This window comes from Mycetohabitans endofungorum, from assembly GCF_037477895.1.
Taxonomy (GTDB): Bacteria; Pseudomonadota; Gammaproteobacteria; order Burkholderiales; family Burkholderiaceae; genus Mycetohabitans.
Genome location: NZ_CP132744.1, coordinates 1,995,089 through 2,020,967, shown reverse-complemented (window position 1 = coordinate 2,020,967; position 25,879 = coordinate 1,995,089). Strand labels below are relative to the sequence as shown.

26 protein-coding genes, 1 tRNA gene and 1 pseudogene are annotated in these 25,879 nt (G+C 63.0%); 18 read left to right on the top strand and 10 right to left on the bottom strand.

Translation table 11 applies throughout. The features are described from left to right. Positions 1 to 42: 42 nt before the first annotated feature. Both RA167_RS08760 and fdxA read right to left on the bottom strand, forming a co-directional pair. A tRNA-Asn gene (locus RA167_RS08760) sits at positions 43 to 118 on the bottom strand. A gap of 97 nt (positions 119 to 215) precedes the next feature. Continuing rightward, positions 216 to 539 carry a ferredoxin FdxA gene (gene fdxA / locus RA167_RS08755; RefSeq protein ID WP_076785251.1) on the bottom strand — a complete coding sequence of 108 codons (324 nt, stop codon included), beginning with the start codon at positions 537 to 539 and terminating at the stop codon, positions 216 to 218. Between the two features lie 267 nt (positions 540 to 806). Here fdxA and pncB point away from each other — a divergent pair, with 267 nt between their 5' ends. The 5 genes and pseudogenes from pncB (at position 807) to RA167_RS08730 (ending at position 5,725) form a co-directional block, all read left to right on the top strand. Next, positions 807 to 2,000, top strand: a complete 1,194-nt coding sequence (pncB, locus tag RA167_RS08750) for a nicotinate phosphoribosyltransferase (RefSeq protein WP_076785250.1) — start codon at positions 807 to 809, stop codon at positions 1,998 to 2,000. Between the two features lie 204 nt (positions 2,001 to 2,204). After that, positions 2,205 to 2,423 carry a hypothetical protein gene (locus tag RA167_RS08745; RefSeq protein WP_076785249.1) on the top strand — a complete coding sequence of 73 codons (219 nt, stop codon included), beginning with the start codon at positions 2,205 to 2,207 and terminating at the stop codon, positions 2,421 to 2,423. A 125-nt stretch (positions 2,424 to 2,548) separates the two neighbouring features. Continuing rightward, entirely contained in the window at positions 2,549 to 3,970 is a 1,422-nt protein-coding gene (locus tag RA167_RS08740; protein ID WP_076785248.1) for a sodium:proton antiporter, read from the top strand. A 31-nt stretch (positions 3,971 to 4,001) separates the two neighbouring features. Next, a pseudogene (locus tag RA167_RS08735) lies at positions 4,002 to 4,157 on the top strand (D-glycerate dehydrogenase); the annotation flags it as partial. A gap of 71 nt (positions 4,158 to 4,228) precedes the next feature. Next, a complete protein-coding gene (locus RA167_RS08730; protein ID WP_139336984.1) occupies positions 4,229 to 5,725 on the top strand; it encodes a DNA recombination protein RmuC in 1,497 nt (498 codons plus the stop codon). A gap of 42 nt (positions 5,726 to 5,767) precedes the next feature. On the opposite strand, the gene RA167_RS08725 is transcribed toward RA167_RS08730, so the two are convergent. The 6 genes from RA167_RS08725 to RA167_RS08700 all read right to left on the bottom strand — a co-directional run bounded on the left by RA167_RS08725 (position 5,768) and on the right by RA167_RS08700 (position 13,023). Then, positions 5,768 to 5,902, bottom strand: a complete 135-nt coding sequence (locus tag RA167_RS08725) for a hypothetical protein (protein WP_255710674.1) — start codon at positions 5,900 to 5,902, stop codon at positions 5,768 to 5,770. Further along, positions 5,899 to 6,174 carry a hypothetical protein gene (locus tag RA167_RS08720; RefSeq protein ID WP_076785246.1) on the bottom strand — a complete coding sequence of 92 codons (276 nt, stop codon included), beginning with the start codon at positions 6,172 to 6,174 and terminating at the stop codon, positions 5,899 to 5,901. Before RA167_RS08720 ends, RA167_RS08725 begins: the two co-directional genes overlap by 4 nt. 140 nt (positions 6,175 to 6,314) lie before the next feature. Continuing rightward, positions 6,315 to 7,610 carry a gephyrin-like molybdotransferase Glp gene (gene glp / locus RA167_RS08715; RefSeq protein WP_076785245.1) on the bottom strand — a complete coding sequence of 432 codons (1,296 nt, stop codon included), beginning with the start codon at positions 7,608 to 7,610 and terminating at the stop codon, positions 6,315 to 6,317. Positions 7,611 to 7,667: 57 nt separating this feature from the next. Then, positions 7,668 to 8,288 carry a molybdenum cofactor guanylyltransferase MobA gene (mobA, locus tag RA167_RS08710; protein WP_235090200.1) on the bottom strand — a complete coding sequence of 207 codons (621 nt, stop codon included), beginning with the start codon at positions 8,286 to 8,288 and terminating at the stop codon, positions 7,668 to 7,670. 81 nt (positions 8,289 to 8,369) lie between these two features. Next, positions 8,370 to 9,461, bottom strand: coding sequence for a GTP 3',8-cyclase MoaA (gene moaA, locus RA167_RS08705; protein ID WP_076785244.1), 1,092 nt, complete (start codon positions 9,459 to 9,461; stop codon positions 8,370 to 8,372). 226 nt (positions 9,462 to 9,687) lie between these two features. Beyond that, a complete protein-coding gene (locus RA167_RS08700; RefSeq protein WP_076785243.1) occupies positions 9,688 to 13,023 on the bottom strand; it encodes an Rne/Rng family ribonuclease in 3,336 nt (1,111 codons plus the stop codon). Between the two features lie 714 nt (positions 13,024 to 13,737). Between RA167_RS08700 and RA167_RS08695 the strand changes: the two genes are divergently transcribed. The 4 genes from RA167_RS08695 (at position 13,738) to RA167_RS08680 (ending at position 16,890) form a co-directional block, all read left to right on the top strand. Beyond that, positions 13,738 to 14,748, top strand: a complete 1,011-nt coding sequence (locus RA167_RS08695) for an RluA family pseudouridine synthase (RefSeq protein ID WP_076785241.1) — start codon at positions 13,738 to 13,740, stop codon at positions 14,746 to 14,748. Beyond that, entirely contained in the window at positions 14,729 to 15,388 is a 660-nt protein-coding gene (locus tag RA167_RS08690) for an HAD-IA family hydrolase (RefSeq protein ID WP_076785240.1), read from the top strand. Before RA167_RS08695 ends, RA167_RS08690 begins: the two co-directional genes overlap by 20 nt. Positions 15,389 to 15,478: 90 nt before the next feature. After that, positions 15,479 to 15,877 carry a Rieske (2Fe-2S) protein gene (locus RA167_RS08685; RefSeq protein ID WP_076785239.1) on the top strand — a complete coding sequence of 133 codons (399 nt, stop codon included), beginning with the start codon at positions 15,479 to 15,481 and terminating at the stop codon, positions 15,875 to 15,877. After that, on the top strand, positions 15,874 to 16,890 hold the full coding sequence (locus RA167_RS08680; RefSeq protein ID WP_076785238.1) for a S49 family peptidase: 1,017 nt from the start codon (positions 15,874 to 15,876) through the stop codon (positions 16,888 to 16,890). The genes RA167_RS08685 and RA167_RS08680 overlap by 4 nt, the downstream gene beginning before the upstream one ends. A 108-nt stretch (positions 16,891 to 16,998) precedes the next feature. Here RA167_RS08680 and RA167_RS08675 read toward each other — a convergent pair whose 3' ends face one another. Both RA167_RS08675 and RA167_RS08670 read right to left on the bottom strand, forming a co-directional pair. After that, positions 16,999 to 17,709 carry an SAM-dependent methyltransferase gene (locus RA167_RS08675; protein WP_076785237.1) on the bottom strand — a complete coding sequence of 237 codons (711 nt, stop codon included), beginning with the start codon at positions 17,707 to 17,709 and terminating at the stop codon, positions 16,999 to 17,001. After that, positions 17,706 to 18,353: a Maf family nucleotide pyrophosphatase gene (locus RA167_RS08670; protein WP_076785236.1), complete on the bottom strand. Its 648-nt coding sequence runs from the start codon at positions 18,351 to 18,353 to the stop codon at positions 17,706 to 17,708. Before RA167_RS08670 ends, RA167_RS08675 begins: the two co-directional genes overlap by 4 nt. A gap of 240 nt (positions 18,354 to 18,593) precedes the next feature. Between RA167_RS08670 and RA167_RS08665 the strand changes: the two genes are divergently transcribed. From RA167_RS08665 to RA167_RS08625, 9 genes are all read left to right on the top strand, one after another. Beyond that, entirely contained in the window at positions 18,594 to 19,268 is a 675-nt protein-coding gene (locus RA167_RS08665) for a YceD family protein (RefSeq protein WP_237574229.1), read from the top strand. Positions 19,269 to 19,386: 118 nt separating this feature from the next. Continuing rightward, entirely contained in the window at positions 19,387 to 19,566 is a 180-nt protein-coding gene (gene rpmF / locus RA167_RS08660) for a 50S ribosomal protein L32 (protein WP_076785234.1), read from the top strand. A 117-nt stretch (positions 19,567 to 19,683) separates the two neighbouring features. Beyond that, positions 19,684 to 20,826, top strand: coding sequence for a phosphate acyltransferase PlsX (plsX, locus tag RA167_RS08655; protein WP_076785233.1), 1,143 nt, complete (start codon positions 19,684 to 19,686; stop codon positions 20,824 to 20,826). Next, positions 20,826 to 21,815: a beta-ketoacyl-ACP synthase III gene (locus RA167_RS08650; protein WP_076785232.1), complete on the top strand. Its 990-nt coding sequence runs from the start codon at positions 20,826 to 20,828 to the stop codon at positions 21,813 to 21,815. The genes plsX and RA167_RS08650 overlap by 1 nt, the downstream gene beginning before the upstream one ends. A gap of 81 nt (positions 21,816 to 21,896) precedes the next feature. Further along, positions 21,897 to 22,829: an ACP S-malonyltransferase gene (gene fabD, locus RA167_RS08645; RefSeq protein WP_076787299.1), complete on the top strand. Its 933-nt coding sequence runs from the start codon at positions 21,897 to 21,899 to the stop codon at positions 22,827 to 22,829. 49 nt (positions 22,830 to 22,878) lie between these two features. Then, a complete protein-coding gene (gene fabG, locus RA167_RS08640; protein WP_076785231.1) occupies positions 22,879 to 23,628 on the top strand; it encodes a 3-oxoacyl-ACP reductase FabG in 750 nt (249 codons plus the stop codon). A gap of 132 nt (positions 23,629 to 23,760) precedes the next feature. Then, positions 23,761 to 24,000 (top strand): acyl carrier protein, encoded by a 240-nt coding sequence (gene acpP / locus RA167_RS08635; RefSeq protein WP_041754094.1) that lies wholly within the window; start codon positions 23,761 to 23,763, stop codon positions 23,998 to 24,000. Between the two features lie 102 nt (positions 24,001 to 24,102). Continuing rightward, positions 24,103 to 25,341 carry a beta-ketoacyl-ACP synthase II gene (gene fabF, locus RA167_RS08630; RefSeq protein ID WP_076787297.1) on the top strand — a complete coding sequence of 413 codons (1,239 nt, stop codon included), beginning with the start codon at positions 24,103 to 24,105 and terminating at the stop codon, positions 25,339 to 25,341. Continuing rightward, the gene (locus RA167_RS08625) at positions 25,341 to 25,859 is read left to right on the top strand and encodes a protein YgfX (RefSeq protein WP_076785230.1); all 519 of its coding nucleotides are present in this window, start codon (positions 25,341 to 25,343) and stop codon (positions 25,857 to 25,859) included. Before fabF ends, RA167_RS08625 begins: the two co-directional genes overlap by 1 nt. The last annotated feature ends 20 nt before the right edge of the window (positions 25,860 to 25,879 follow it).

The window sequence follows — 25,879 nt, the reverse complement described above, 5'->3', positions numbered from 1 at the left end:
CTGAAAAAAGGGGTTGCGCCTTCACGCAACCCCTTGATTTCTTGGCTCCCCGACCTGGGCTCGAACCAGGGACCTACGGATTAACAGTCCGGCGCTCTACCGACTGAGCTATCGGGGAACAGCAGAGAAATGAAATTCTATCGGTGTCTTATCGTCTTGTCAACAGGTGGCGCATCAAGGCGTGATGTCGTCGATCATCGACGCACCCGGCGCGCTCATCGCTCGAGCAGCTTCAGTTTATCCTTCACGTCTTTCCATTCCTCCGCGTCCGGCAGAGCAGGTTTGGTCCTCGTGATGCTGGGCCAGTCCTTCGCCAGTTCCGCGTTCAGTTGGATAAATTGTTGCTGATCACCGGGGACGTCTTCTTCCGCATAGATCGCATTGACCGGGCATTCCGCCACGCAAACCGCGCAATCGATGCACTCATCCGGGTCGATCGCGAGGAAGTTCGGACCTTCGCGAAAGCAGTCCACCGGGCATACGTCGACACAGTCGGTATAGCGACACTTGATGCAGCTTTCGGTCACAACGTGAGTCATTGAAGCTCCTGCACTCTGTGTATAGCGATGTGGACACACGATGTAGCCACGGACGCCACCATTTTGCAAAATAACTATTGTAGCGCACCGCGTCGCCGCGTCGTCGCTCTCCCGTCTGATGCTGTTATACACTTTGGTGATGTCTTTATATGAGGCAACGGTGCTGCGTACGTGCCGTGGCATCGCTTGCGCTAACCTCAGCGTCAGGTGCCGCGCCAAACGGCCGCGGCCTGTCCGAGCTTCCAGCCTGTGCCTGGCTGTGCGACCATGATCATCACTTCGTTACTCGATACCGATCTCTACAAATTCACGATGATGCAGGTCGTGCTGCATCATTTTCCTGCCGCCAGCGTCGAGTACCGGTTCCGTTGCCGCACGCGCGGCATCGACCTGGTGCCCTACGTGGGCGAGATCCGGGAGCAGATCGGCCACTTGTGCCAGTTGCGTTTCACCGACGACGAGCTCGACTACTTGCGCCAGTTGCGCTTTATCAAGAGCGACTTCGTCGACTTCCTCGCGCTATTCCAGCTCAACGAGAAGTACATTCGCGTCTGGCCGTCGCCGAAGGCCAACGGTGAGATCGAGATCGTCGTGCGCGGGCCGTGGCTGCATACGATCCTGTTCGAGATCCCGGTGCTGGCGATCGTCAACGAGGTCTATTTCCGTAATACGCAGCGCTCGCCGGCGTACCACGAGGGACGCGAGCGGCTGACTGGCAAGATGGCGATGCTCGGCGCCAGACCCGACTACGCCGATTGCAAGATTGCCGACTACGGTACGCGGCGACGTTTTTCGAAGCAGTGGCACGAGGAGGTCATCCTGACGCTGATGGCGGGGCTCGGCGAGCAGTTTGCCGGCACCAGCAATGTTTACTACGCGATGAAGCACGGATTGACGCCACTGGGCACGATGGCGCACGAGTACCTGCAGGCGTGTCAGGCGCTGGGGCCGCGGCTGCGCGATTCGCAGATCTTCGGTTTTGAGATGTGGGCCAAGGAATACCGCGGCGATCTCGGCATTGCGTTGTCCGACGTCTACGGCATGAAGGCGTTCCTGCGCGACTTCGATATGTATTTCTGCAAGCTTTTCGACGGCGCACGGCACGATTCGGGGGACCCGTTCGAATGGGGCGAGCAGCTATTGAAACACTACGAGTTCAATCGCTGCGATCCTCGCACTAAAATCCTAGTCTTTTCCGATGCACTTGATATTCCGAAGGTGCTGCAGCTGTACGAGCGTTTTCGCGGCCGCTGCAAACTGGCATTTGGCGTGGGCACCAACTTAACCAACGACCTGGGCTATGCGCCGCTGCAGATCGTGATGAAAATGGTCCGCTGCAATGGCCAGCCCGTTGCGAAATTGTCCGACTCGCCGGGCAAGAACATGTGCGACGATCCCGCGTACATCGCGTATTTGCGGCAGGTGTTCGAGATTGACATGCTGTTGGAGGCGGGCCACTGAACCAGGTGAGGCCGGCACGCGGGGCGGCGCGTACGCGGCGCCCCGTGGTCGCATCGCACTGCATGGCGCAGTGGCGTCCCGCTGCAGGCTGGGTGCCACCACGACCATCAAAATCGCCGATGGTCATCCGGCCAATGGCTGCGCCGCGCCCGTCGGTATAATCTGCGCGAAGGCGTCGCCGACGCGCTAACAAAGAATCGCTACATGGACACTTCGGCGGCTCGCCGCAATATCATCGCGCGCATCCGCGCGGCGCAGCGCCGGCCGGCGCAGCCTGCGGCGGCCGAGCACGAGGTGCTTACCGACTATCGGGTGTGGCGCCCGGCCGGCCCGCGTCCCAATCTGCGGGGCGATCTCGTTGAGCTGTTTGCCGTGCAATCGCGCAAGATGGCGACCAGCGTCGCGCGTCGTCGGCGGCTTTGAGGACGCGTTTGCGTTGATGCGTGCGGTGACATCAAACAAACCATTGTGCTAGGTGCGCATGATCCTTATTGCGTTCATGCAGTCGTTGTGCGTGACGCATAATTCCTGTTTTTCTGATACGACACATGACGAGGTTTTTTGCTGTTCTGCCGGCGGGTGTAGTACTCGCCTGTGTCCCGCTTGCCGTGTACGCGGCCGACGTCGATGGCTCGCAACTGGGCCTGCATTGGGCACTGCCATTTGCGGGCATGCTGCTGTCGATCGCGTTGCTGCCGCTGCTGGCTCCGACGTTTTGGCACCGCCATTTCGGCAAAGTCGCAGCGGTTTGTGCGCTGGCATTTCTGGTGCCGTTCGCCGCGTCGTTCGGTGCCGGCGCAGCGCTCGCGTCGCTCGCCCATGCCGTAATTGCCGAGTATGTGCCGTTCATCGTGTTGCTGGCCGCGCTGTATACGGTGGCTGGCGGCATCTGCGTGCGCGGCAATTTACATGGATCGCCCGCTCTCAATACCGGCCTAATCGCGCTTGGCACGCTGCTAGCAAGCATCATGGGAACGACGGGCGCGGCGATGCTGCTGATCCGGCCGTTGCTGCGGGCTAATGACAACCGCCGACATGCTGCGCATGTGGTGGTGTTCTTTATTTTCCTGGTCGCAAATGCGGGCGGTGCGCTGTCACCGCTCGGCGATCCACCATTGTTTCTTGGCTTCCTGAACGGTGTCGATTTCTTCTGGACGACCGTGCATTTGGCGTTGCCGGCCCTGTTCGTCACCGCCACGGTGCTGTCGGTGTTCTATGTGCTGGATAGCTATTATTTCAAGCGTGACGGCAACCCCGGGCCGGCGCGGGTGGCCCTGACACCGGACTTGCGCGGCGTTGCGATCGACGGCAAAGTGAATTTCGCACTGTTGGCGTGCATCATCGTCCTGGTACTGATAAGCGGCGTCTGGCAACCTCGCGTGCAATTCGACGTTTTCGGCGTGCCAGTCCAGTTGCAAAACATGCTCCGTGACGCCGGACTGCTGGTCGTGCTGTTCGTGTCGCTGCGCGTGACGCCATCCTCCGCGCGCGAGGGCAATGGTTTTAGCTGGGCACCAATCGATGAGGTCGCCAAGCTCTTCGCCGGCATCTTCGTGACGATTGCACCGGTAATCGCGATGCTGCATGCCGGACAGCGGGGTGCGTTCGCCGACGCGGTGCAGTGGACGCTGCAGGACGAGCAAGCCACCGTACCCCTATACTTCTGGGTGACAGGGTTGTTGTCATCGTTCCTGGACAATGCGCCGACTTACCTAGTGTTCTTCAACATCGCGGGTGGCGACGCGCAGACGTTGATGACGTCCGGTGCGTCAACACTCGCGGCGATTTCTGCCGGCGCGGTATTCATGGGAGCGAATACGTACATTGGCAACGCGCCGAACTTCATGGTCAAGGCCATTGCCGAGTCGCGTGGCGTGCGCATGCCGAGTTTTTTTGGCTTCATTGGATGGTCGGCCTGCGTACTGCTACCGGTATTCGTCATGACGACATGGCTCTTTTTTTGGCATTGAGCGCTGGGCGCAAACTTGGACTGGAACGGTGATGAAGCAAAAGGCTTGGGTGGCGCGGATGAACTTCCCGGATGTACGCGAAACGCTTGAGCAATATTTCGATGTCGATGTGAATTGCGACGACCCTCTGCTCACGCACGACGAACTGACCGCGCGCGTGGCGGATAAGGATGGCGCATTGAGCGCGTGTCGCGCCGCAAATCGAAGCCCAGTTGAATGCGGCTTATGGACCCAGGACGAGCTGGGGGTAATGCGCGCATGCTGACGATCATCCTAGCAGTCGCAGTAGCCGTATTGGCCGCCGCGCTGCTCGTTGTCGCGGCCACGATGCGGCAACGCGATGCCGGCAACGTGACCGACGCATCGCTGCAAGCGCTCGCGCAGCGGGTGTGCGAATTGGGCGATACGCACGCGCGCTCCCAGGAAAGGCTAGAGCGCGAGTTGCGCGCGGAGCTGATCGACAGCGCCCGCGTGTCGCGCGCCGATGCCGGCGCCGGCGTCACGCAATTACAACAGGCGCTTGCGGCGCAACTCACGAGTATCGCTACGGTGCAAAACAACCAGATTGATGGCTTCGCGCAGCAATTGGCCAAACTTACGCAGAGCAATGCGCAGCAGCTTGATGCGTTTCGTTTGTCCGGCCAACAGCAGGCGCAACATGCGCGCGAGGAGCAGGCTGCTGCATTGAAGCGATTCGGCGATACGCTAAACCAGCAATTGGCCGTGCTGTCGGAGAGCAACGAGCGGCGTCTTGCCGAAGTGCGGGCGACGCTCGAGCAAAAACTCAAGGATATTGAGGCAAACAATGCGGCCAAGCTCGATGAGATGCGGCGTATTGTCGATGAAAAGCTTCATGCCACGCTGGAGCAGCGCTTGGGCGAATCGTTCAAGCTAGTGTCAGACCGGCTCGAGCAGGTTCATCGTGGCTTGGGCGAGATGCAGATGCTCGCTGCGGGCGTCGGGGACCTAAAGAAGGTGTTGACCAATGTCAAGACGCGCGGTACCTGGGGCGAGGTTCAGCTCGAGGCGCTGCTCGAACAGATGCTCACGCTCGATCAATATGCGAAGAACGTGGCGACGGTGCCGCGCAGCAGCGAGCGCGTCGAATTCGCGATCCGGCTACCGGGCCGGGGCGAAAGTGAGCAACGTAATGCGCAGCCGGTATGGCTGCCGATTGATGCGAAATTCCCTCGTGAGGACTACGAGCGGTTAATCGACGCACAGGATCGGGCTGACCCCGTTGGCGTCGAGGAGGCGGCCCGCGCGCTGGAAACGCGTATCAGGCTGGAGGCCAAGGCGATTGCAGACAAGTATGTGTCGCCGCCGCATACGACGGACTTTGCCCTTCTGTTTCTGCCGACCGAGGGGCTCTATGCGGAAATTCTGCGCCGGCCTGGGTTGACCGACGCATTGCAGCGCGACTATCGGGTCACGATTGCCGGACCCACCACGCTGACCGCGTTGCTGAACAGCTTGCAGATGGGTTTCCGTACGCTGGCGATCGAAAAGCGCTCGAGCGAAGTCTGGCAGGTGCTCGGCGCGGTGAAAACGGAGTTCGGCAAGTTCGGCGACGTCCTGGCGAAAACGAAGAACCAGCTTGCGACCGTTGCGCGGTCTATCGAACTGGCTGAGACCCGGACACGGCAGATGCATAGGAAGTTGCGCGACGTCGAGGCGCTACCTGGCGAGCAGGCTGCCGAGCTGCTGGGCGATGAAGGGCAAGCGCAAGCGACGCCAGACGAGGGCAGTAAATAGGCCGGTGCGGCTGTGGTAGCGAGCGTAGTGGAAGCGGACCCGTCAGATCGACGAATTGTCAGGTGGCGCTTGCAGACCCGTGAGACGGTGCAGGGCTTCTCCGGTCACGCGCACGACGCGCCACTCGAAACGGGCGCATTGTCGCTCGATGGTGAGCGTGGCCAATGGTGACGTCATGCCTCCTCCGGTGCATCGGAGAGCACGATCTCGATGCCGCCGCAGCGCGATGCTACCCAGTTGTATGCGTGACATGCGATCCATAGCAGGACGAAGCCAAGCACGGCGTTGAGTATCAACGCGCTGAACAACGTTGATAGCTCAACAGCGCCGTAGCGCACGAATGCTACTAGCATACCGAGTAGGACGATCGGCACGCTGAAGGTCAGGTACACGAAGATCAGCGCCTTGGCAGTTTGCCCTGGGGCAATGTACGAGATTTGTTTTTTCATATCGAAGCGTCGGCGGTCATTCGCGAAAAGGGTCGCGCGGGGCGCGTGCTGAAGTTGTATGAAAACGGCGAGTATGCGTGAGTCCATCCGTCAAAAGGTGAGAGCAGCCCGCCAAAAGACCAGATCAGTCCGCCAAAAGCTTAGATCAGTCCGTCAAAAGGCATGATATCGACCGTGTCGCCCACGGCCACCGGCCCTCGTTGATGATCCAAAATAACGAAACAATTGGCATCGCTCATCGAGCGTAGGATACCGGAGCCCTGCGCGCCGGTCAGCGCGACTTCCCAGCGCCCGTCGTCGCGCCGGCGCGCAATGCCTCGTTGATATTCGGTCCGTCCGGGGCGTTTGCTGATCGGGTCCAGCGCGCTCGCCGTGATCAGCGGCACGGGCCGGGGCAGTGCACCGGTCATCGAGATCAGTGCGTCGCGCACGATCTGATAGAAGGCGACCATCGTGGCAACCGGGTTGCCCGGCAAGCCGAAGTAGAGCGCATCGTGGCCTTCGCCCACACGTTTGCCTGACCAAATGCGGCCAAACGCGAACGGGCGTCCCGGTCGCATCGCGATACTCCAGAATGCGACGTCGCCCAGCCGACCCATCAGTTCACGCGTGTAGTCCGCATCACCGACCGATACGCCACCGGAACTGAGTACGACGTCCGCTGACGCCGCCGCGTTGCGCAGCGCGGCTTCCAGCGCGTGCCGGTCATCGGGCACCACGCCGAGATCGATCGCCTCCACATTCAGGCGGCGCAGCATCCCGTACAGCGTATAGCGATTGCTGTCGTATACGCATCCCGGCGCAAGCGGTTGTCCCAGCGAACGCAATTCGTCGCCGGTCGAAAAGAAGGCGGCACGCAGGCGGCGCCGGACCGGTACTTCGCCGAGCCCGACGGAGGCGAGCAGGCCCAGATCGGACGCGCGCAGCACACGTCCAGCCAATAGGGCCGCATGTCCGCTGCGCAGGTCTTCGCCGGCGCGTCGGCAGTGGGCGCCGCGGGCCAGCGCGGCGGCCGAGAATTGGATCGAGCCGTTGCCGTTGATTGCAACCTGCTCCTGCGGGACTACGGTATCGCAGCCGGCCGGCAATATCGCACCGGTCATCACGCGGATGCAATCGCCGCTGCGTACCCGCGCATCGTATGCGCGTCCGGCCAGCGCCGTGCCCGCCACGCGCAACCGGATCGTGCCGCCGCGCTCGAGGGCGGCGCCGTCGAACGCATAGCCGTCCATGGCGGAGTTGTCGTGTGCTGGCACGTCTAGCGGCGACACCACGTCGTCAGCCAGCACGCGGTCCAGTGCGTCACGCAATGCGAGTCGCTCAATGGTGGCCACCGGCGTTGCCCACTGGGCCACAATAGCCCGGGCGGCATTTACCGGCAGTGCGTTTGGATCATAGTCGGCGATACAGCTTGCGATGGTTTGCAGCGAGGTCATGGCACGGGGACGGCGAAAATGGGGCGGGCGCAACCGGGCAAAGGATGCCGGGCACGCTCATCGCCCGGTGTCCGGCCGCTCGAGTTTGTATAATTCTTGCAGCGAGTTGACATTGTAAAACGCGTGCTCGTCGGCGAACGGCACTTGTACCGCCATGTGGCGTGCGTACCACGTGCGCACCCGGCGCTCGCCTTGGGCCAACTGCGTCGCCAGATCGCCTGCCAGCCCGGTGCGCAGTAGCGCGAATACGAAATGAGCACGCCCGGCTGCCGGCGTGTCGGCCGACGATAAAGGCGTGGCGGGCGTGCCCGGCGCAGTGGCATCGGGCGATGCGGTGCAGGCATAGGCAATCGGTGCGTGCGTGACTTCCAGCGCCTGGGCAAGGCGCTGAGCCAGGTTCAACGGCACGAACGGAGAATCGCATGGCGCGACCAGTAGCGCGCCGTGCATCAGCGCTTGGCTGTCGAGCGCATATAGCCCTTCGAGAATGCCGGCCAACGGGCCGGGGAAATCGGGCGTGGTGTCCGTTAGCACCTGATCGGCAAATCGAGCATACTGATCAACATGGCGATTGGCGCTGATTAGCAGGCGCGACACCTGTGGCCGCAAGCGCTGTGCGACATGCTCGACGAGCGGGCGCCCATGCAGCAGTTGTAGCCCCTTGTCTCGTCCACCCATCCGTGCGCCGCGGCCGCCGGCGAGAATCAGCCCGATGGTGCTGGCGCGCGAAATCACGTGCGGATCGTGCTGTGCATCGGTCTAGCCGCCGATGTATGACATTTCGACGCGCGGGCCGCCAGCGGCTTGCCCCCGCAGCTGAGAATAGCGGTCCTCGCGAGCTTGCCACAGTCGCGCGATCGCATCGGAGATCTGCTCATCGGTGACACCGCCGCGCAACAGCGCGCGTAGATCGTGGCCCGCGCTGGCGAACAGGCATAAATACGCCTTGCCTTCAGTGGACAGCCGTATGCGCGTGCAACTGGAGCAGAATGCACGCGTGACACTGGAAATCACGCCGATCTCTCCGGCGCCGTCCGCGTATCGCCAGCGTTGCGCGGTCTCGCCCGGATAATGCGCGTCCAGGGGCACAAGCGGCCAATGCGCATTGATTCGATCGATGACGTCGGCGGACGGCAGCACTTCGGCCATATTCCATCCATTGGAGCAGCCCACGTCCATGTATTCAATGAAGCGCAATACGGCGCCGGATCCGCGAAAATGTCGGGCCATCGGCACGATTTCGCTGTCGTTGGTGCCGCGCTTGACGACCATGTTGATCTTCACTGGGCCAAGGCCTGCCGCGTGCGCGGCCTCGATCCCGTCCAGCACACTCGAGACCGGGAAATCGGCATCGTTCATGCGTTTAAACAAGGTATCGTCCAGTGCGTCGAGGCTGACTGTCACGCGCGTGAGTCCAGCGTCTTTCAGCGCACGCGCTTTGCGGGCGAGCAGTGCGCCGTTCGTCGTCAGCGTCAGATCGAGTCCCCGTGCATCGGACGTGCGCAACGCAGCAAGGCGTTCGACCAGGTGTTCAAGGTGCTTGCGCAACAACGGTTCGCCGCCGGTTAGGCGGATCTTCTCGATTCCCTGTGCGACGAACAGCCGTGCCACGCGCTCAATTTCCTCAAAGGTCAGCAGCGCGTTGTGTGGCAGAAAGGGGTAGTCGCGGCCAAAAACGGTTCGCGGCATGCAGTACGTGCAGCGAAAATTGCAGCGGTCGGTGACTGAGATACGCAAGTCGCGCAGCGGGCGGGCGAGCCGGTCGACGACATACCCGCGCGGCGCTCCAGGGGCGCTCGAGAACGCCGGGACGGCGCTCAGTTCGTTCAGCGGGATGACACGTCGATTCATGGTTGCCGCACAGGCCAGTTCAGCTAAAGATTTTATCCGAATGCGCCGAGTACGGCGTTGCTGCGGTGCAATGTTGTCCTATATCGCGGTTGCGATGATCGGCGGCACGGCGAGTAGCGAGCTCGCCGGATAACCGGGAAAGGCCAATAAAAAGCCCTCGCCGAGGCGAGGGCCATCGATTATGAGCCGCAAAGCGGCGCACGACGGGTGCGACGTGCCCGTCCGGTTACACCTCGTGTCGGGTCTCGACCTGCTGCATCGGTTCCGTGGACGGCGGGGGCAACGGCTTGCGTTCACGGCCGATGCGCAACGGTTCCTGGGCAGCTTGCGCGGCTTGCTGCGCCGCGCGCAGCTTGTTGGCATCGGTGTTGACCCACACCAGTCCAGCGGACTCTAGGATTGGCGCCAGCGTGTCGATTGATAACGCGCCTGCCGATGGAGCCATTGGGGCGCGGGTGGCGACCGGGGCCGATTCGTCGGCATTGCGCGGTTGGGACGGCGCTTCGTGCGCGCCCGCCGGCGTGTTGCTGACGACGGCTTGCCTATGGCCCGCTTCGGCGCGGCCGGTTACCGTATCGTCCGATTGCGCGGCCGGGACCTGAACTAACGCAGCCGACGCGTGGGCGTGCGCCGGCATCGCCGATACCGGCTCGTCTGCCTTCTGCGGGCTTACCGGTGCCGGCTCATCACCTCGTACCGAAACCGGCTCGTCGCGTTGCGCCGGCGCTGATTCGAGCGGATCCGCTGTCGTGGCGGTGGTCACCACCGTTGACGTCACCGACGGCTGAGGAAGAGGCGTTTGCTGCCGAGTAACCTCGCCGCTGATGCTGGAGCCTGCACCTGAATCATGCGCCGGCTCGACAACCCGCGGCTGCGGCTGCGCCGCGACCGCAGCTGGTTGCACAGGCGTGGCTACAGGCACCTGCACCGTTGCCCGGTGTCCGCCAGCTTCGTTGGCTTCCCGCGACGCAGGGGATCGGGCCGCGGCGTGTTCGACCGCCGCTTCTGATCTTGGCACTGGCACGTGCTCGCGAGCCGACACTGCGTCATCTGTCATCGCGGTGGGGGCGCTAGCCGCGGCGTTCGGTGCAGTGGCATCCGCTTCGCCTTCTCCTTCGGCCACGTCTGCGGCATGAGTCAGGTTGATGCCGTCCTCGTCGCGTTCGCGGCGACCGCCGCGGCGTCCGCGCCGACGGCGGCGCCGCTCCTCGCCCTCACGGAGATCGGTTTCCGGTGCCGCGCCGGCACTCGGCGCCGCCTCTCGGCCCTGTTCGACCACCTGCTCGTCGCGTAGTGACTCGAACGGCGGCTGCTCGAGCTGCTTGCGCTCGCCACGGTCGGCCCGGTCAGGCCGCTCGACGCGCTCGTGGCGTTCACCGCGTTCGCCCCGATCCGCCCGTTCACCGCCACGCTCACCCCGGTCCGCCCGTTCGCTTCGTTCGGCGCGTTCACCGCGCGCTGCCTCGTTGCGGTCACGGCGCTCGCCGCGCTCGGTACGCTCGAAACGTGGCGGCCGTTCGGTGCGCGCTGGTTGCTCTGCCTCCACGCGGGCATCGGCTTGCCGTTCCTGGCGGGGGGCTCGCGTATCGCGCACGCTCCGCTCGTCGCGTGCAGCGCGTTCGTCCCGCGTATCGCGTTCATCGCGACGTGGCCCACGACCCGATTGCGCAGTGACGTCGCGTGGTGCCGCGTCACGGCCACCGGATTGCTGGCCGCGCCGATGGGGCCGGTTGCGTTCTGAGCCTTGACGAGCCTCGCCGCCGGCACGTTCCCTGGTCGGCCGTGCCGGCGTGGCTTCGCCAGTGGCCTGGGCCGGCGGGGCGGAAGGCTCGCTACTGAAGATGCGCTTGAGCCATCCGATGAATCCGCCACTTGCCACGGCTGCCGGTGCGACTGGTGTGCGCGGCTGGACTGTTGACACCGAGCGTGGCGCGGCGATGGGCGCCGGCATGTCTGGCGTAATGCCCTTGACGGCGGCTTCCTGCTTCGGCTTTGCGTTGCCGTCGCGCTTGCTGTAGCCGGTTTCCGATTCCAGTTCGCGCGCCGCTTCTTCGGCCATGCGCCACGACGCGCGCGGCTCGTCGAGTCGCACGTCGTCATGACGCAGTCGCTCGAGCTTGTAGTGCGGTGTTTCAAGGTGCTTATTGGGAATCAGCACCACGTTGACCTTGAAGCGCGATTCGATCTTATTGATTTCCTGGCGTTTTTCGTTCAACAAGAAGGCGGTCACTTCGACTGGCACCTGGCAATGGATTGCCGCAGTGTTCTCCTTCATCGCTTCTTCTTGGATGATTCGCAGCACTTGCAGCGCGGACGATTCGGTGTCGCGGATGTGGCCGGTGCCATTGCAGCGCGGACAGGTCACATGGCTGCCCTCGGACAGCGCCGGACGCAGCCGCTGACGCGATAGCTCCATCAGGCCGAAGCGCGAGATCTTGCCCATCTGGACCCGGGCACGGTCGTGCTTGAGCGCGTCCTTGAGCCGTTGCTCGACTTCACGCTGGCTCTTGGCCGACTCCATGTCGATGAAGTCGATCACAATCAGCCCGCCCAAGTCGCGCAGCCGCAACTGGCGCGCCACTTCATCGGCCGCTTCCAGGTTCGTGCGCAGCGCTGTTTCCTCGATGTCGGCGCCCTTAGTCGCCCGAGCCGAGTTCACGTCGATGGCCACCAACGCTTCCGTGTGGTCGATTACGACGGCGCCGCCGGAGGGCAGCGGCACGGTGCGGGAATAGGCGGTCTCGATTTGGTGCTCGATCTGGAACCGGGAAAACAACGGCACGTCATCATGGTAGCGCTTGACCTTGCCAAGATTGTCCGGCATCACCACTTCCATGAACGCGCGAGCCTGATCGTGGATATCCGGTGTATCGATCAGGATCTCGCCGATGTCGGGTTGGAAGTAATCCCGGATCGCGCGGATCACTAAACTCGATTCAAGATAGATCAGCAGTGGCCCGCGCGTGCCGTTCGCCGCTGCTTCGATCGCACGCCACAATTGCAACAGGTAGTTCAAGTCCCACTGTAGCTCTTCGGCAGAGCGACCGATGCCCGCGGTGCGCGCGATCATGCTCATGCCGTCCGGCAATTTGAGCTGCGCCATCGTTTCGCGCAATTCTTGCCGGTCGTCGCCCTCGATGCGTCGCGACACGCCGCCGCCGCGCGGATTGTTGGGCATCAGCACCAGGTAGCGGCCGGCCAACGAAATGAACGTGGTCAGTGCAGCACCCTTGTTGCCGCGCTCCTCCTTTTCGACCTGGACGATCAGTTCCTGACCTTCGTGCAGCGCGTCCTGGATGCGCGCAGAGCGCATGTCGACGCCATCCTTGAAATACTGTCGGGCGACCTCCTTGAATGGCAGAAAACCATGGCGATCTTCGCCGTAGTTGACGAAGCACGCCTCGAGCGACGGCTCGATCCGCGTGACGACTCCTTTGTAGATATTGCCTTTACGCTGTTCGCGCCCGGCGGTTTCGATATCGATGTCGATCAGCTTCTGCCCATCGACGATCGCCACGCGCAACTCTTCCTGCTGCGTCGCGTTGAACAACATGCGTTTCATTGAACGGCTCCAGTGCGGCTGCGCGTCCCGCCACGGTCCAGAATGGAACCGGAACGGGCAGCGGCGCGCCGCCTCTTTTTGTCAAAAAAAAGCACGCTGGAGCGGGAAACTCTGGCTGGGGAGAATTGCCTTGACCGGAACGCACGCCAGCCAAGGCGCGGCGTGCCGCGGGCACCTGCGAATAGGTCAAAACCACGGCAAAACACGGCGGTGCAGCCGCGCATTGCGCCATCAAGCGCGTGACGCGCGGCATTAAACCGTACGATGCACTGCTGCCGGCGGGCCGCCGTTACGCAATACGCGCGCGAACCGGATCCTGCGCGGGTGCGCGGACCATTGGCACCGTGGCCCGGGTGTCTCGCTCGTTCGCGCGCGCTGTCTCGATCCGACTGCTGCGCGCGTGTTATTCGCAATTCGTCCAGCTCGTGCGTGTCACGTCGGCCGACGTGGCGTGCCGTGAGCTGGGCGCAAAAAATTCTTTATGACCAAAATTTCCGTTACCGGCTTGCCGTCGACGATGCCGAATCCGCCTGTGGGCGATATCCCTGCGTCGTGCAACGACATGCGTGCAACTTGCTGCTCTCGCCTTCCAGGCGAGCAGCCGACCTGGGGTGCAAGGTAGAATAACGCACAGGGCGCTTGCACCGGAACAGCCCGTCGCTTGCCGGGCGGGTCGCCACCGGCGCACGGGCTGTCTGACAAATTATATGCAGAATGAATGAGTTAAGCAAAATATCGCAAAATGGTGCAGCTGCCGACCGTGTTTCGTGGCTGAACGTAGACGACGCGTCGGCCGGCCAGCGCATCGACAATTTTCTTCTGCGCGTATGCAAAGGGGTGCCAAAAAGCCATATTTATCGGATTTTGCGAAGCGGCGAAGTGCGGGTCAACAAAGGCCGGGTTGACGCTTCGTACCGGCTCGAGCATGGCGATACCGTGCGCGTGCCGCCGATACGGGTGGCACAGCCGGCTGGCTCCCCGGTGAGCGCGCCGGCTGCGGCGTTCCCGGTGTTGTATGAGGACGAGTGCCTGATTGCGCTGGACAAGCCGGCCGGCATCGCGGTGCACGGCGGCAGTGGGGTGAGTTTTGGCGTGATCGAGCAAATGCGTGCCGCGCGTCCTGCTGCCCGCATGCTGGAATTGGTTCACCGGCTCGACCGGGAAACGTCCGGTGTACTGTTGCTGGCCAAGAAGCGCGCTGCGCTCGTCAGTCTGCACGAGCAGATCCGCGAGGGCCGGCTGGATAAGCGCTACCTAGTGTGCGCGCGGGGCGCGTGGCCCGCACACTGGGGCGTGCGTCGCGCAGTGAAGGCGCCGCTGCACAAGTACTTAACCGCCGACGGCGAGCGGCGGGTTCGCGTGCAGCCCGACGGACTGGCCTCGCATACGATCTTTAACCTGCGCCGGCGCCTGGGCGACTATTTATTGTTGGAGGCGGAACTGAAGACCGGCCGGACCCATCAGATTCGGGTCCATCTCGCACATCTGGGCGTGCCGATCGTCGGTGACGACAAGTATGGGGATTTTCCGCTGAACAAGGATCTTGCTCGTCCCGGCGCCCGGCCTGGATTGCGCCGGATGTTCCTGCATGCGTGGCGGCTGAGCATTAAGCACCCGACTAGCGGCATGCCGCTAGCGTTCGAGGCGCCGCTGCCAGCCGAATGCGGTAATTTTTTGCAACAATTGACGGATACGTTGAGCGCGGATGACACGCAAACAGTTTGACTTGATCGTGTTCGACTGGGACGGCACGCTGATGGACTCAACCGCGCACATCACGCGTAGCATCCAGCGGGCGTGTCGCGACCTCGGCTTGCCAGTGCCCGACGCGTTGTCGGCGAGCTATGTCATTGGGCTGGGGTTGCGCGACGCGTTGCAGACCGCCGCGCCCACGCTCGATCCGATCGACTATCCGCGCCTTGCGCAGCGCTACCGGTTCCATTACCTGAGCGGTGACCCGCATATCGAGTTGTTCGCCGGCGTGCGCGAGATGTTGGACGAATTGCGCGGTGCGGGCTATCTGCTCGCGGTGGCGACCGGCAAATCGCGAGTCGGGCTGAACCGCGCGCTGGACTCGGTCCGGTTGATGACGATGTTCGATGCGACCCGCTGCGCGGACGAGACGTTTTCAAAGCCCCATCCGGCAATGCTGCATGAATTGACACGGGAATTGGGGCAAGGTGCTACGCGTACCTTGATGATTGGCGACACGACGCACGACCTGCAGATGGCGGCCAACGCTGGGGCCGCCGCCGTGGCGGTATCCTATGGCGCCCATCCAGCCGAACAACTGGTCAAGCTGGAGCCGCGCTTTTGCGCCGCCGATGTCACGTCGTTGGCCGATTGGCTGCGCGAGCACGGATGACCGGCGCGCGCGAATAGGTGATGACCGAGGCACGAGTGGATGCCCGTCGTCGCGTCAAGCCGGGGTTTTCACAGAAATTGCGCTAACTTCATGCAACCTGTTCGTATTTGCGCTTCGCACGAACTCGCCGAACGCGGCCGCGGCATCCGATGCGCCGCGCTGGCAGGTGGTGTGCTGGCAACCGTTTTCTTTGTCCGTTATAACGGCGTGGTCCACGGCTATCTAAACCGGTGCGCGCATGTGCCGATGGAGCTGGACTGGGCCGAGGGCGAGTTCTTTGAAAGATCGCGCTTATACTTGATATGCGCCACGCACGGCGCAACCTATGCGCCCGACACTGGGCACTGTGTCGGCGGCCCCTGTCGTGGTGGTCGGCTGCGCCCGCTTCAGGTTCAGGAGCGCGACATGGCCGATGGGCCAGCCGTCTTCTGGTTGCCCGACGATGAAATCCGACCTCTTTCCCTTGAAGCAGGACTTGATTGCGCATGACCGACTATTCGACTGACGACAACCCGCGAACCTCTACGCCCGCCCAGCAGGGACGGGCCGACGCCGTCGGCCGTACGCCCGACGATTGGCAGCGCGATGCGCTTGAGCGCGTCGCGCTGGCGGCCATCCGCGAGCAGCGGGCGGCGCGCCGCTGGCGGATTTTTTTTCGCGGCGCGTTCCTCGCCGTGTTGAGCGCGCTCACTTGGAGCGTGTTCAGCCTGTCGGGTGAACGTTCGGTTTCGGCCGCACGTCATACGGCACTGGTTTCACTGGACGGTGAGATTGCGGCGAACTCGAATGCGAGCGCGGAGAACATCGATACCGCGTTGCAAAATGCCTTCGACGACTCGCATACCGCCGGGGTGATTCTGCGGATCAACAGCCCAGGCGGCAGCCCGGTGCAGGCCGGCATCATCAACGCCGAGATCCGCCGTTTGCGCAACAAGTATCCGTCCAAGCCGCTATATGTGGTGGTCGAGGACATGTGCGCATCGGGTGGCTACTACGTGGCGGCGGCGGCCGACAAGATTTACGTGGACAAGGCCAGTATCGTCGGCTCGATCGGCGTGCGGATGGACGGGTTCGGCGTCACCGGGCTGATGAACAAGCTCGGTATCGAGCGCCGGATGCACACGTCCGGTGAGAACAAGGGGTTCTACGATCCGTTCTCGCCCGAGAGCGACAAAATGAAGCAGCATGCGCAGCGCATGCTCGATGACATCCATGCGCAGTTTATTACTGCGGTGCGACAAGGTCGGGGTAAGCGGCTGAAGGAAACGCCGGACGTGTTTTCTGGGCTATTCTGGACCGGCGATAAGAGCGTCGAACTCGGGTTGGCCGATGGGTTCGGCAGTACCGACTATGTCGCTCGCGAGGTCATCAAGGCACCGGATATTGTCGACTATACGGTCAAGGAGAGCATCACCGATCGCGTGGCCCGCAAGTTCGGCGCGGCGGTTGGCGGCGCGGCACTTCGTGTGCTGGCGCTCGGCGCCGCGCCAAACCTACGTTGAGTCTGGCTGTCAACTTGGACGTTGGGCCGTGGACCGGGCACAGTCTTGCTACGCGTTGACTTGGGAGGGGCATGCGGGGTTCGGTTGTCCCCGCGCGCCAAGTCGCTGTCAGTTCGCCAACATCAGAAAAATGGCCGGTCGTTTATGCAGTTCGATCGGCTCTTTACGCCACACTGACACTGGCCGGGTGACGATTTGCTCATCCGGTAGCGTCAGGTCGACGGCCACACACACGAGTGTGTCCGGCGCGCACGCGCTTGCCAGCACATCGAGCATCACACGGTTGCGATAAGGGGTTTCGATAAAAATCTGTGTCTGCCGGGCCCGGCGCGACTGCTGCTCTAGCTCGCGCAGCTTCTTCGTGCGTTGCGCGGCATCCACCGGCAGGTAGCCGTGAAAGGCAAAGCTCTGGCCGTTCAAGCCGGAGCCCATCAGCGCCAGCAGGATCGAACTGGGTCCGACCAGTGGCACGACCCGGATGCCGCGCTCGTGCGCCCGGCGCACCAGCAGCGCACCTGGATCGGCTACAGCCGGACACCCGGCTTCGGACAGCAGCCCGCCGTCGCAGCCTGCGATGATCGGTGCGAGCAGCGCATCGATTGCGTTCGCCGGCGTATTGACGTTCAATTCGCGAATCTCGATGTCCTGGATCGGAATAGTGCCACCCGTTTTTTTCAGGAATGCCCGCGTGCTTTTCGCGTTTTCGCCGACATAATAGGTCAGCCGCGCCGCGAGCGCGCGCACGGGTTCGGGCAGCACGCTTGCCAGCGCTGCGGTGTCGCCCAATGCATTGGGCACCAGGTACAGCACGCCAGTCATCGCGCCTGCTCCGGTGCTTCGGAGGCGGCGTCGGCGGTGCCCAGCAGCGTCACACCGGCCTGGCGCAGCATGTCGGTCAGCGCGATCAGCGGCAGGCCGATCAAGGCCGTGGGGTCGTCGCTGTCGACCGCCTCCAGCAAGGCGATCCCCAGCCCTTCCGACTTGGCGCTGCCGGCGACGTCGTAGGGCCGTTCCATCTGCAAGTAAGCGTCTAGTTCCGTATCGGGCAAATTGCGAAAGCGTACCCGTGTGACGACGTCGGTGCAGCGTGCGGTGTCGTTGCGCGGGTCATAGAGGCACAGCGCGGTGTGAAACTCGACGTCGCGCCCGCGCATCGTGCGTAGCTGCTCGAGTGCGCGCGCGTGGTCCCCGGGTTTGCCGATTTGCCGGCCGGCGAGCGTGGCGACCTGATCCGAGCCGATCACCAGCGCATCGCCGCTGCGCGCGGCCACGGCGCGGGCCTTGGCCTCGGCCAGTCGCAGGGCGGTGCCGGCCGGCGCTTCATGCGGCAATGGCGTTTCATCGATGTCTGGCACGTCGACGTCGAAAGTCACGCGCAACCGCTGGAGCAGTGCGCGCCGGTACGGGGAACTGGAAGCAAGAATCAGCCGGCGCGCGGCGATTGGAGCGGATAGGGGCTGCATGGGCGGAAGCGGTCCGGAATGCGCGATTTAACCACGGCCGGCACCTGGCGCGCGTGGCGCGCGGCGCGTTGCACGAGCGCGCGCCAGGTGCCGGCTTAAGTGTTTGACGCGTAAAGACAAAAGCGCTATGATACCGGGCTTTTCATCGGTGCGGTCCATAAATGTCTGTCGCGGCGCGGCGGCCGGCGATACCGGCTGCGCCTGTTAGCGGGATGAGGGATGACGCGGGAGGAGGTCCAGGTGGCGGAGTCAACGGACAAGCAAGACGCGTCGACCGGCCGTGAGGCGGCGCTCAACCTGCATGCGCTGGATCTGTTCGAGTTTGCTCGAACAGGTCGGCAAGCGATGGGACAGTTCGACGTTGGCGAGTTGGCCCGGCTGGCAGCCGAAGTGCCCGCCGACGCGGTGACGCTCGGCGATTATGATCCGGCGTTGCGCTGGCACGCGCAGGGTGGATCGGTGCGCGAACTGCAGCCCGATGGCACCGTGCTCGACGAGCCGTGTCTGCGGGTGGCCGTGCATGGCGCAATCTGGCTGCAGTGCCAGCGTTGCATGGAACCGTTTCGCGTGCCACTGGACATCGATGCCGAATACCGGATCGTCGAGAGCGACGACGAGGCGGATGAGCGTGCGCTCGACGACACGTCATTTGATGTGATCGTAGGTTCGCGTCAGTTCGATTTTGTCGAGTTGATCGAGGAAGAATTGTTGTTGTCGTTGCCGCTGGTACCGAAGCATAAGATCTGCAACCAGATACACGAGAGCCTGGTGACCGGCGCGGCGGGCGAGCATGCGCGCGCTCCCGATGCTGAGGCCGGCGAATCGCCGGCTGGTGACGAAACGCAATGCGAGCATCCATTTGCCGCGCTCAAGGCGCTCAAGGGTGGCGGGCCGAAGTCCGGACCGACGCATTGAGTGGGCGGGCGCGGCCCAGAGGCCAGGCCGGTCGCGCCGGCCTGTCATCAGCTGTTTGGCGGGTGGCAGGCGGGGTGGGGACCTGTGTTAAAATTGACGAAATTTTTCTGGAGTTACCATGGCAGTTCAGCAAAACAAGAAGTCGCCGTCGAAGCGCGGCATGCACCGCTCGCACGATTTCCTGGGCGCCGCACCGCTGGCCGTCGAGCCGAGCACCGGCGAAGTCCATTTGCGTCACCATATTAGCCCGAACGGTTACTACCGCGGTAAGAAGGTCGTCAAGACCAAAAACGACTAAGTGCCTGGCGGCAATGGTCGCCTGCCTCACCTTTCGTTCGCGATTGAATTGCCATCGGTTCGTCAAGAAAGCGGCATTGATCTGCCGCTTTTTTGTGCCTGAAATTCGCCGCATCCCATGACTATAAAGATCACAATCGACTGCATGGGAGGCGACCACGGTCCAACCGTGACGGTTCCCGCCGCGGTCAGTTTCGCGCGTGCGCATCCAGATGCGCAACTCGTGCTGGTGGGCTTGAACGACGCGATCCGCGTGCAGCTCAAGCGATGCAAGGCACTCGACATGCCGACGCTGTCGATCGTCGATGCGAGCGAGGTCGTCGCGATGGACGATTCCGTCGAGGTCGCATTGCGCAAGAAGAGGGACTCGTCGATGCGCGTCGCGTTGAACCTGGTGAAGGAGGGTCATGCGCAAGCCTGCATCTCGGCCGGCAACACCGGCGCGTTGATGGCGGTGTCGCGCTACGTGCTCAAGACGCTGGCCGGCATCGAACGGCCGGCGATCGCGTTCGCCCTGCCGAATCAGCATGGCTACACGACAATGCTCGACCTGGGCGCGAATGTCGACTGCGAGCCGCAGCACTTGCTGCAATTCGCCGAGATGGGGCACGCGCTGGTGTCCGCGATCGAGGGCAAGGACCGCCCGTCGATCGGGTTGCTGAACATCGGTGAAGAGGTGATCAAGGGCAACGATATCATCAAGCGCGCCGGCGAACTGCTGCGCGCGAGCACGCTCAATTTCCGCGGCAATGTCGAGGGCAACGACATTTACAAGGGCACGGTTGACGTGATCGTTTGCGATGGCTTTGTCGGCAACGTCGCGTTGAAGACGTCCGAAGGACTCGCGCGGATGCTTGCCGACATGATTCGCGAAGAGTTTAGTCGTTCGTGGGCCACGAAGCTCATGGCGCTGCTCGCGCTACCGGTGCTGTCGCGTTTCAAAAAGCGGGTCGATTCGCGTCAATACAACGGCGCCGCGCTGCTCGGCCTGCGCAATCTGGTGATCAAGAGTCACGGTTCGGCAGATGCGTACGCATTTGAATGGGCTATCAAACGCGGGTATGATGCCGTCAAGAATGGCGTTCTCGAGCGTCTGACGCGGGCGCTGGAGGAAAATGCCGACCCGCTCGCTCGCGCGGCCGGCGCTGGTTTTGGCGAACCTGACGTGTCCGGCGCACAAGCACTTTTCAATACGACCACCGGCGGCCCCGCGGGATCATCCGCGCCTGAGCCGTTGGCTGCGCTATCCCCGAAGGCATGATGGTTCATTCCACTATTTACTCGCGCGTGCTCGGTACCGGCAGCTACTTACCACCGACGCGCGTCACCAACCAGGCGCTGGCCGAGCGGCTCGCGCAGCAGGGGGTCGAGACGAGCGATGAGTGGATCGTGACGCGCACGGGCATCCGTGCCCGTTATTTCGCGTCGCCCGAGCAAGCCACTAGCGACCTTGCATTGGTGGCCGCACAGCGCGCGATCGCAGCGGCGGGCATCGATTTGCAGGCGATCGAGCTGATCATTGTTGCCACGTCGACTCCGGACTTCGTGTTCCCGAGTACGGCCTGCCTGCTGCAGGACAAGCTCGGCATCCGCAACGGTGGCGCGGCATTCGACGTGCAAGCAGTGTGCTCCGGGTTCGCTTATGCGCTGGCGGTGGCCGACGGGTTGATCCGCAGCGGCGCGCATCGCAACGCGCTGGTGATCGGCGCCGAAACGTTTTCACGGCTGCTCGATTTCAAGGACCGAACCACCTGCGTGCTGTTCGGCGACGGCGCTGGTGCCGTCGTGCTCGGCGCCTCGGACCAGCCAGGGCTGCTGGCGAGTGCACTGCACGCGGACGGCAGCCACGCGCGCATCTTATGCACGCCAGGCAACATCAACGGCGGTGTTATCCAAGGTAGTGCGTTTCTGCATATGGACGGGCCCGCGGTATTCAAACTCGCGGTAAACGTGCTCGAGAAGGTGGCGCTCGAAGCGCTGGCTAAGGCCGATATGTCTGCGGACCAGGTCGATTGGCTGATTCCACATCAGGCCAATATTCGAATCATGCAAGGCACGTGTCGCAAGCTCGGATTGCCATCGGAGCGCATGATTGTGACGGTCGGCGAGCATGGCAACACGTCGGCCGCATCGATTCCGCTCGCGCTGGACATGGCAGTGCGGGACGGACGCATCAAGCCCGGTGATCGGGTACTGATCGAAGGCGTTGGCGGTGGATTTACCTGGGGTGCGGCAGTCATCCGTATGTAGACGCGTGTACAGCATGCGCAGGTGCTTGGTGCGCTGTCCGAGCGCATGCCGTTTCGCTGCTTTTTTCTATTCGAGGACGATATGAAGTTCGCGTTCGTTTTCCCCGGGCAAGGCTCGCAATCGATCGGCATGCTCAATGCATTCGGTGATCATCCTGTTGTAAAGGCGACGCTCGAAGAAGCGTCCGATGCGCTGAGCCAGGATATCGGCCGTCTGATCGCACAGGGGCCGGTCGACGAACTGAACCTGACCACCCATACGCAGCCTGTGATGCTCACCGCCGCCTACGCGATTTACCGCGTGTGGCAACAAGCCGGCGGCGCGGCACCGGCGGTCGTTGCCGGCCACAGCCTCGGCGAATACACGGCACTGGTCGCCGCGGGCGCGATCACATTTCGTGACGCGTTGCCGCTGGTGCGCTTTCGCGCGCAGGCGATGCAACAGGCGGTGCCGGTCGGGGCCGGGGGGATGGCGGCGGTCCTGGGGCTGGATGATGACGCGGTGCGCGCCGCATGCTCGGAAGCGGGGGCGGCCGGCATCGTCGAGGCGGTCAACTTCAATGCGCCGGCGCAGGTCGTGATCGCTGGCCACAAGGCTGCCGTGGACAAGGCGTGCGAGATCGCCAAGGCCAAGGGCGCAAAGCGTGCGGTGTTGCTGCCCGTGTCAGCGCCGTTTCATTCGTCGCTACTCAAACCGGCGTCTGAGCGCCTGCGCGAGTATCTGGCCGATGTCGACGTGCGTGCGCCGCAGATTCCGGTGGTCAACAATATCGATGTGGCGATGGTGTCGGATCCAGCCGGCATTAAGGATGCGCTGGTACGCCAGGCCGCCGGGCCGGTACGCTGGGTCGAATGCGTGCGCGCGATCGCCGCGCAGCAGATCACGCATGTGATTGAGTGCGGCCCTGGCAAGGTGTTGGCCGGGTTGACGCGGCGCATTGATGCCAACCTGGTGGGCGGCGCAATCGTCGATTCGGCGTCGCTCGACGATACATTGAAACTGTTGCAAGGTTGAATGCCGGGCTGTCACCGGGATTCATCATTCGATTCGGAGCCAAGACGGGATGGAAAAATCGCTCGACAAACAGATTGCGCTGGTCACCGGCGCATCGCGCGGCATCGGCCGTGCGATTGCGCTCGTGCTCGGGCGTGCCGGTGCGACGGTAATTGGCACCGCCACGTCCGACAATGGAGCGGCGGCGATCAGTGACACGTTGCGCGCCGAGGGCATTGTCGGTCGCGGCGCGGTACTGGACGTCAACGACGGCCTCGCGGCCGATGCGCTGGTCAATTCGGTGGTCAAGGAGTTCGGGGCATTGAATATCCTAGTGAACAACGCCGGCATCACGCAGGACCAGCTTGCAATGCGGATGAAGGACGATGAGTGGGACGCGGTGATTGACACCAACCTAAAGGCTGTATTTCGCCTGTCGCGCGCCGTACTGCGGCCGATGATGAAGGCGCGCGGCGGGCGCATCATCAGCATTACGTCCGTCGTCGGCTCAACCGGTAATCCGGGGCAGGTCAATTACGCAGCGGCCAAGGCGGGGGTGGCCGGCATGACGCGGGCGCTGGCGCGCGAGATTGGCAGCCGTAACATCACCGTCAACTGCGTGGCGCCGGGTTTCATCGACACGGATATGACCCGCGTGTTGCCCGAGGCGCAGCGCGCGGCGCTCGACGCGCAGATTCCATTAGGCCGGCTGGGTGCGCCGGAAGACGTCGCCCACGCGGTTGCATTCCTCGCTTCGGCGCAGGCGGGATACATTACGGGCACGACGTTGCACGTCAATGGCGGCATGTACATGTCCTGACGGGTGCTGGCTGCACTTGCTGCGGTGCTCGCAAGGGTTGCGGCGAAACTGGTCGCGCGTCATTTTTTGCGGGACAAACCTGATAAAATGCGCGCACTTGCATTTTTGAACTCATTTTCCCTGGAGGGATGCATGGACAACATCGAACAGCGCGTCAAGAAGATCGTCGCAGAACAGCTCGGCGTGGCTGACGCGGAAATCAAGAACGAGGCTTCGTTCGTCAACGATTTGGGTGCTGATTCGCTGGACACTGTCGAGCTCGTGATGGCGCTGGAAGACGAGTTCGGCATGGAGATTCCGGATGAGGAAGCCGAGAAGATCACGACGGTTCAGCAGGCAATCGACTACGCTCGGGCTAACGTCAAGGCCTGAGCGTCTGGGTTTTTTGTCGCAGGTCGCGGCCACAGGGCTCACGGATTCCCGTGCGGCCGCTGTGGCTTTTGATTTTCTATTATGTATGAAAAAGGGAATATCGTGAGCCGTCGTCGTGTGGTAGTTACCGGCCTTGGGCTGATTTCGCCCGTTGGCAATAACGTTGTCGACGGTTGGGCGAACCTGGTTGCTGGCAAATCGGGGATCGCGAACATCACGAAGTTTGACGCATCGAATTTTTCGACGCGTTTTGCCGGTGAAGTTAAGGGCTTCAAGGTCGAGGACTACATGGCGGCCAAAGAGGCCCGCCACATGGATACGTTTATCCACTACGGCTTTGCGGCCGGCGTGCAGGCCATGACGGACGCGGGCATCGACACGGCAAGCGAGGACTTGGAGCGTATCGGTGTGGTTGTCGGCTCGGGCATTGGCGGCTTGCCGATGATCGAAGTCACGCAAACCGAGATGCTCAACCGCGGGCCACGGCGGATTTCTCCTTTCTTCGTTCCGGCCTCGATCATTAACATGATTTCCGGTCACCTGTCGATGCGCTACGGTCTCAAGGGGCCGAACCTGGCGATCGTGACTGCATGCACGACCGGCTTGCACTGCATTGGCGAGGCGGCACGGTTGATCGAATATGGGGATGCCGACATGATGCTGGCCGGCGGCGCAGAAGCGACCGTGTCGCCGCTGGGCATCGGCGGCTTTGCCGCCGCGCGCGCGCTGTCGCAGCGTAACGATGATCCGGCCACTGCCAGCCGTCCGTGGGACAAAGATCGTGACGGCTTCGTGCTGGGCGAGGGTGCTGGCGTCATGGTGCTCGAAGAATACGAGCACGCGAAGGCGCGCGGCGCGAAGATCTATGCCGAGGTCGCCGGCTATGGCATGAGCGCTGACGCGCACCACATCACGGCGCCACTCGAGGACGGTGACGGCGCGCGCCGTTGCATGCTGGCGGCGTTGAAGAACGCGCGCGTGAACTTGGATGAAGTCCACTACCTGAATGCCCATGGCACGTCGACGCCGTTGGGCGACCTGGCGGAGACTATCGGCATCAAGCGCACGTTCGGCGACCACGTGAAGCACATGGTCGTGAACTCGACGAAGTCGATGACTGGCCACCTGCTTGGCGGCGCAGGTGGTCTGGAGTCGGTGTTCACCGTGTTGGCGCTCCATCACCAAGTATCGCCGCCGACGATCAACATTTTCAATCAGGATCCGGCGTGCGACCTGGATTACTGCGCGAATACCGCGCGGGAAATGAAGATCGACGTCGCGCTGAAGAACTCGTTCGGCTTCGGCGGCACGAACGGTACGCTGGTGTTCAAGCGCGTCTGATGACGGATCGCGCCGTCTTCGCAGAGTCCCGGTCCGCGCCGCCGCCGCACTCCGGTATCGCATCGACGGCGTGCGACGACGCGATGGTTTTGCGGCACTCGCGGATGCTCGCGGCGTTGGGCGTGGCCGCCGCGTGCGCGTGCGCGCTGGCGGTGATGCTGGCGCTGGCGCCGCGCATCGGTCTCATCGCCGCCGCAGCGGCAGCGCTCTCGGTGGCGCTCATATTGGCTGTTTTTTCGCAGTGGCAGGAACGCAAGCGGCCTGTTGCGATCAAAGTCGGGCCGGACGGTGCGGTCACGTGGCACCGTCAGGGCGCGCCGGTGCGATATCACCGGATCCTTGGGCATGCGCGTCCTGCTGCTGGCCTGCTGGTGCTGCGCCTGGCGCCTGACGACGAGCGGGCGACGTGGCACAGTGCAGGACCGGGTTCGGTGCTGATCGCGGCGGATGCAATCGAGCCGTCCCATTTCCGCGAGTTGGCGATCGCGCTGGCACGTCAGCGCCGGCGGCCGGGATGAGTCGTTGCCCCGCAGTGCGC

Bases quoted from the DNA above. Each gene is read 5' to 3' on its own strand.
- RA167_RS08625 (WP_076785230.1), top strand. From the start codon at position 25,341: ATGACGGATCGCGCCGTCTTCGCAGAGTCCCGGTCCGCGCCGCCGCCG.
- acpP (WP_041754094.1), top strand. From the start codon at position 23,761: ATGGACAACATCGAACAGCGCGTCAAGAAGATCGTCGCAGAACAGCTC.
- fdxA (WP_076785251.1), bottom strand. From the start codon at position 539: ATGACTCACGTTGTGACCGAAAGCTGCATCAAGTGTCGCTATACCGAC.
- fabG (WP_076785231.1), top strand. From the start codon at position 22,879: ATGGAAAAATCGCTCGACAAACAGATTGCGCTGGTCACCGGCGCATCG.
- RA167_RS08690 (WP_076785240.1), top strand. From the start codon at position 14,729: ATGACACGCAAACAGTTTGACTTGATCGTGTTCGACTGGGACGGCACG.
- RA167_RS08675 (WP_076785237.1), bottom strand. From the start codon at position 17,709: ATGACTGGCGTGCTGTACCTGGTGCCCAATGCATTGGGCGACACCGCA.
- plsX (WP_076785233.1), top strand. From the start codon at position 19,684: ATGACTATAAAGATCACAATCGACTGCATGGGAGGCGACCACGGTCCA.
- RA167_RS08745 (WP_076785249.1), top strand. From the start codon at position 2,205: ATGGACACTTCGGCGGCTCGCCGCAATATCATCGCGCGCATCCGCGCG.
- RA167_RS08650 (WP_076785232.1), top strand. From the start codon at position 20,826: ATGGTTCATTCCACTATTTACTCGCGCGTGCTCGGTACCGGCAGCTAC.
- rpmF (WP_076785234.1), top strand. From the start codon at position 19,387: ATGGCAGTTCAGCAAAACAAGAAGTCGCCGTCGAAGCGCGGCATGCAC.
- pncB (WP_076785250.1), top strand. From the start codon at position 807: ATGATCATCACTTCGTTACTCGATACCGATCTCTACAAATTCACGATG.
- RA167_RS08695 (WP_076785241.1), top strand. From the start codon at position 13,738: ATGAATGAGTTAAGCAAAATATCGCAAAATGGTGCAGCTGCCGACCGT.
- RA167_RS08680 (WP_076785238.1), top strand. From the start codon at position 15,874: ATGACCGACTATTCGACTGACGACAACCCGCGAACCTCTACGCCCGCC.
- glp (WP_076785245.1), bottom strand. From the start codon at position 7,610: ATGACCTCGCTGCAAACCATCGCAAGCTGTATCGCCGACTATGATCCA.
- fabD (WP_076787299.1), top strand. From the start codon at position 21,897: ATGAAGTTCGCGTTCGTTTTCCCCGGGCAAGGCTCGCAATCGATCGGC.
- RA167_RS08730 (WP_139336984.1), top strand. From the start codon at position 4,229: ATGCTGACGATCATCCTAGCAGTCGCAGTAGCCGTATTGGCCGCCGCG.
- RA167_RS08670 (WP_076785236.1), bottom strand. From the start codon at position 18,353: ATGCAGCCCCTATCCGCTCCAATCGCCGCGCGCCGGCTGATTCTTGCT.
- RA167_RS08700 (WP_076785243.1), bottom strand. From the start codon at position 13,023: ATGAAACGCATGTTGTTCAACGCGACGCAGCAGGAAGAGTTGCGCGTG.
- mobA (WP_235090200.1), bottom strand. From the start codon at position 8,288: ATGGGTGGACGAGACAAGGGGCTACAACTGCTGCATGGGCGCCCGCTC.
- RA167_RS08725 (WP_255710674.1), bottom strand. From the start codon at position 5,902: ATGACGTCACCATTGGCCACGCTCACCATCGAGCGACAATGCGCCCGT.
- RA167_RS08720 (WP_076785246.1), bottom strand. From the start codon at position 6,174: ATGAAAAAACAAATCTCGTACATTGCCCCAGGGCAAACTGCCAAGGCG.
- RA167_RS08685 (WP_076785239.1), top strand. From the start codon at position 15,479: ATGCAACCTGTTCGTATTTGCGCTTCGCACGAACTCGCCGAACGCGGC.
- RA167_RS08740 (WP_076785248.1), top strand. From the start codon at position 2,549: ATGACGAGGTTTTTTGCTGTTCTGCCGGCGGGTGTAGTACTCGCCTGT.
- moaA (WP_076785244.1), bottom strand. From the start codon at position 9,461: ATGAATCGACGTGTCATCCCGCTGAACGAACTGAGCGCCGTCCCGGCG.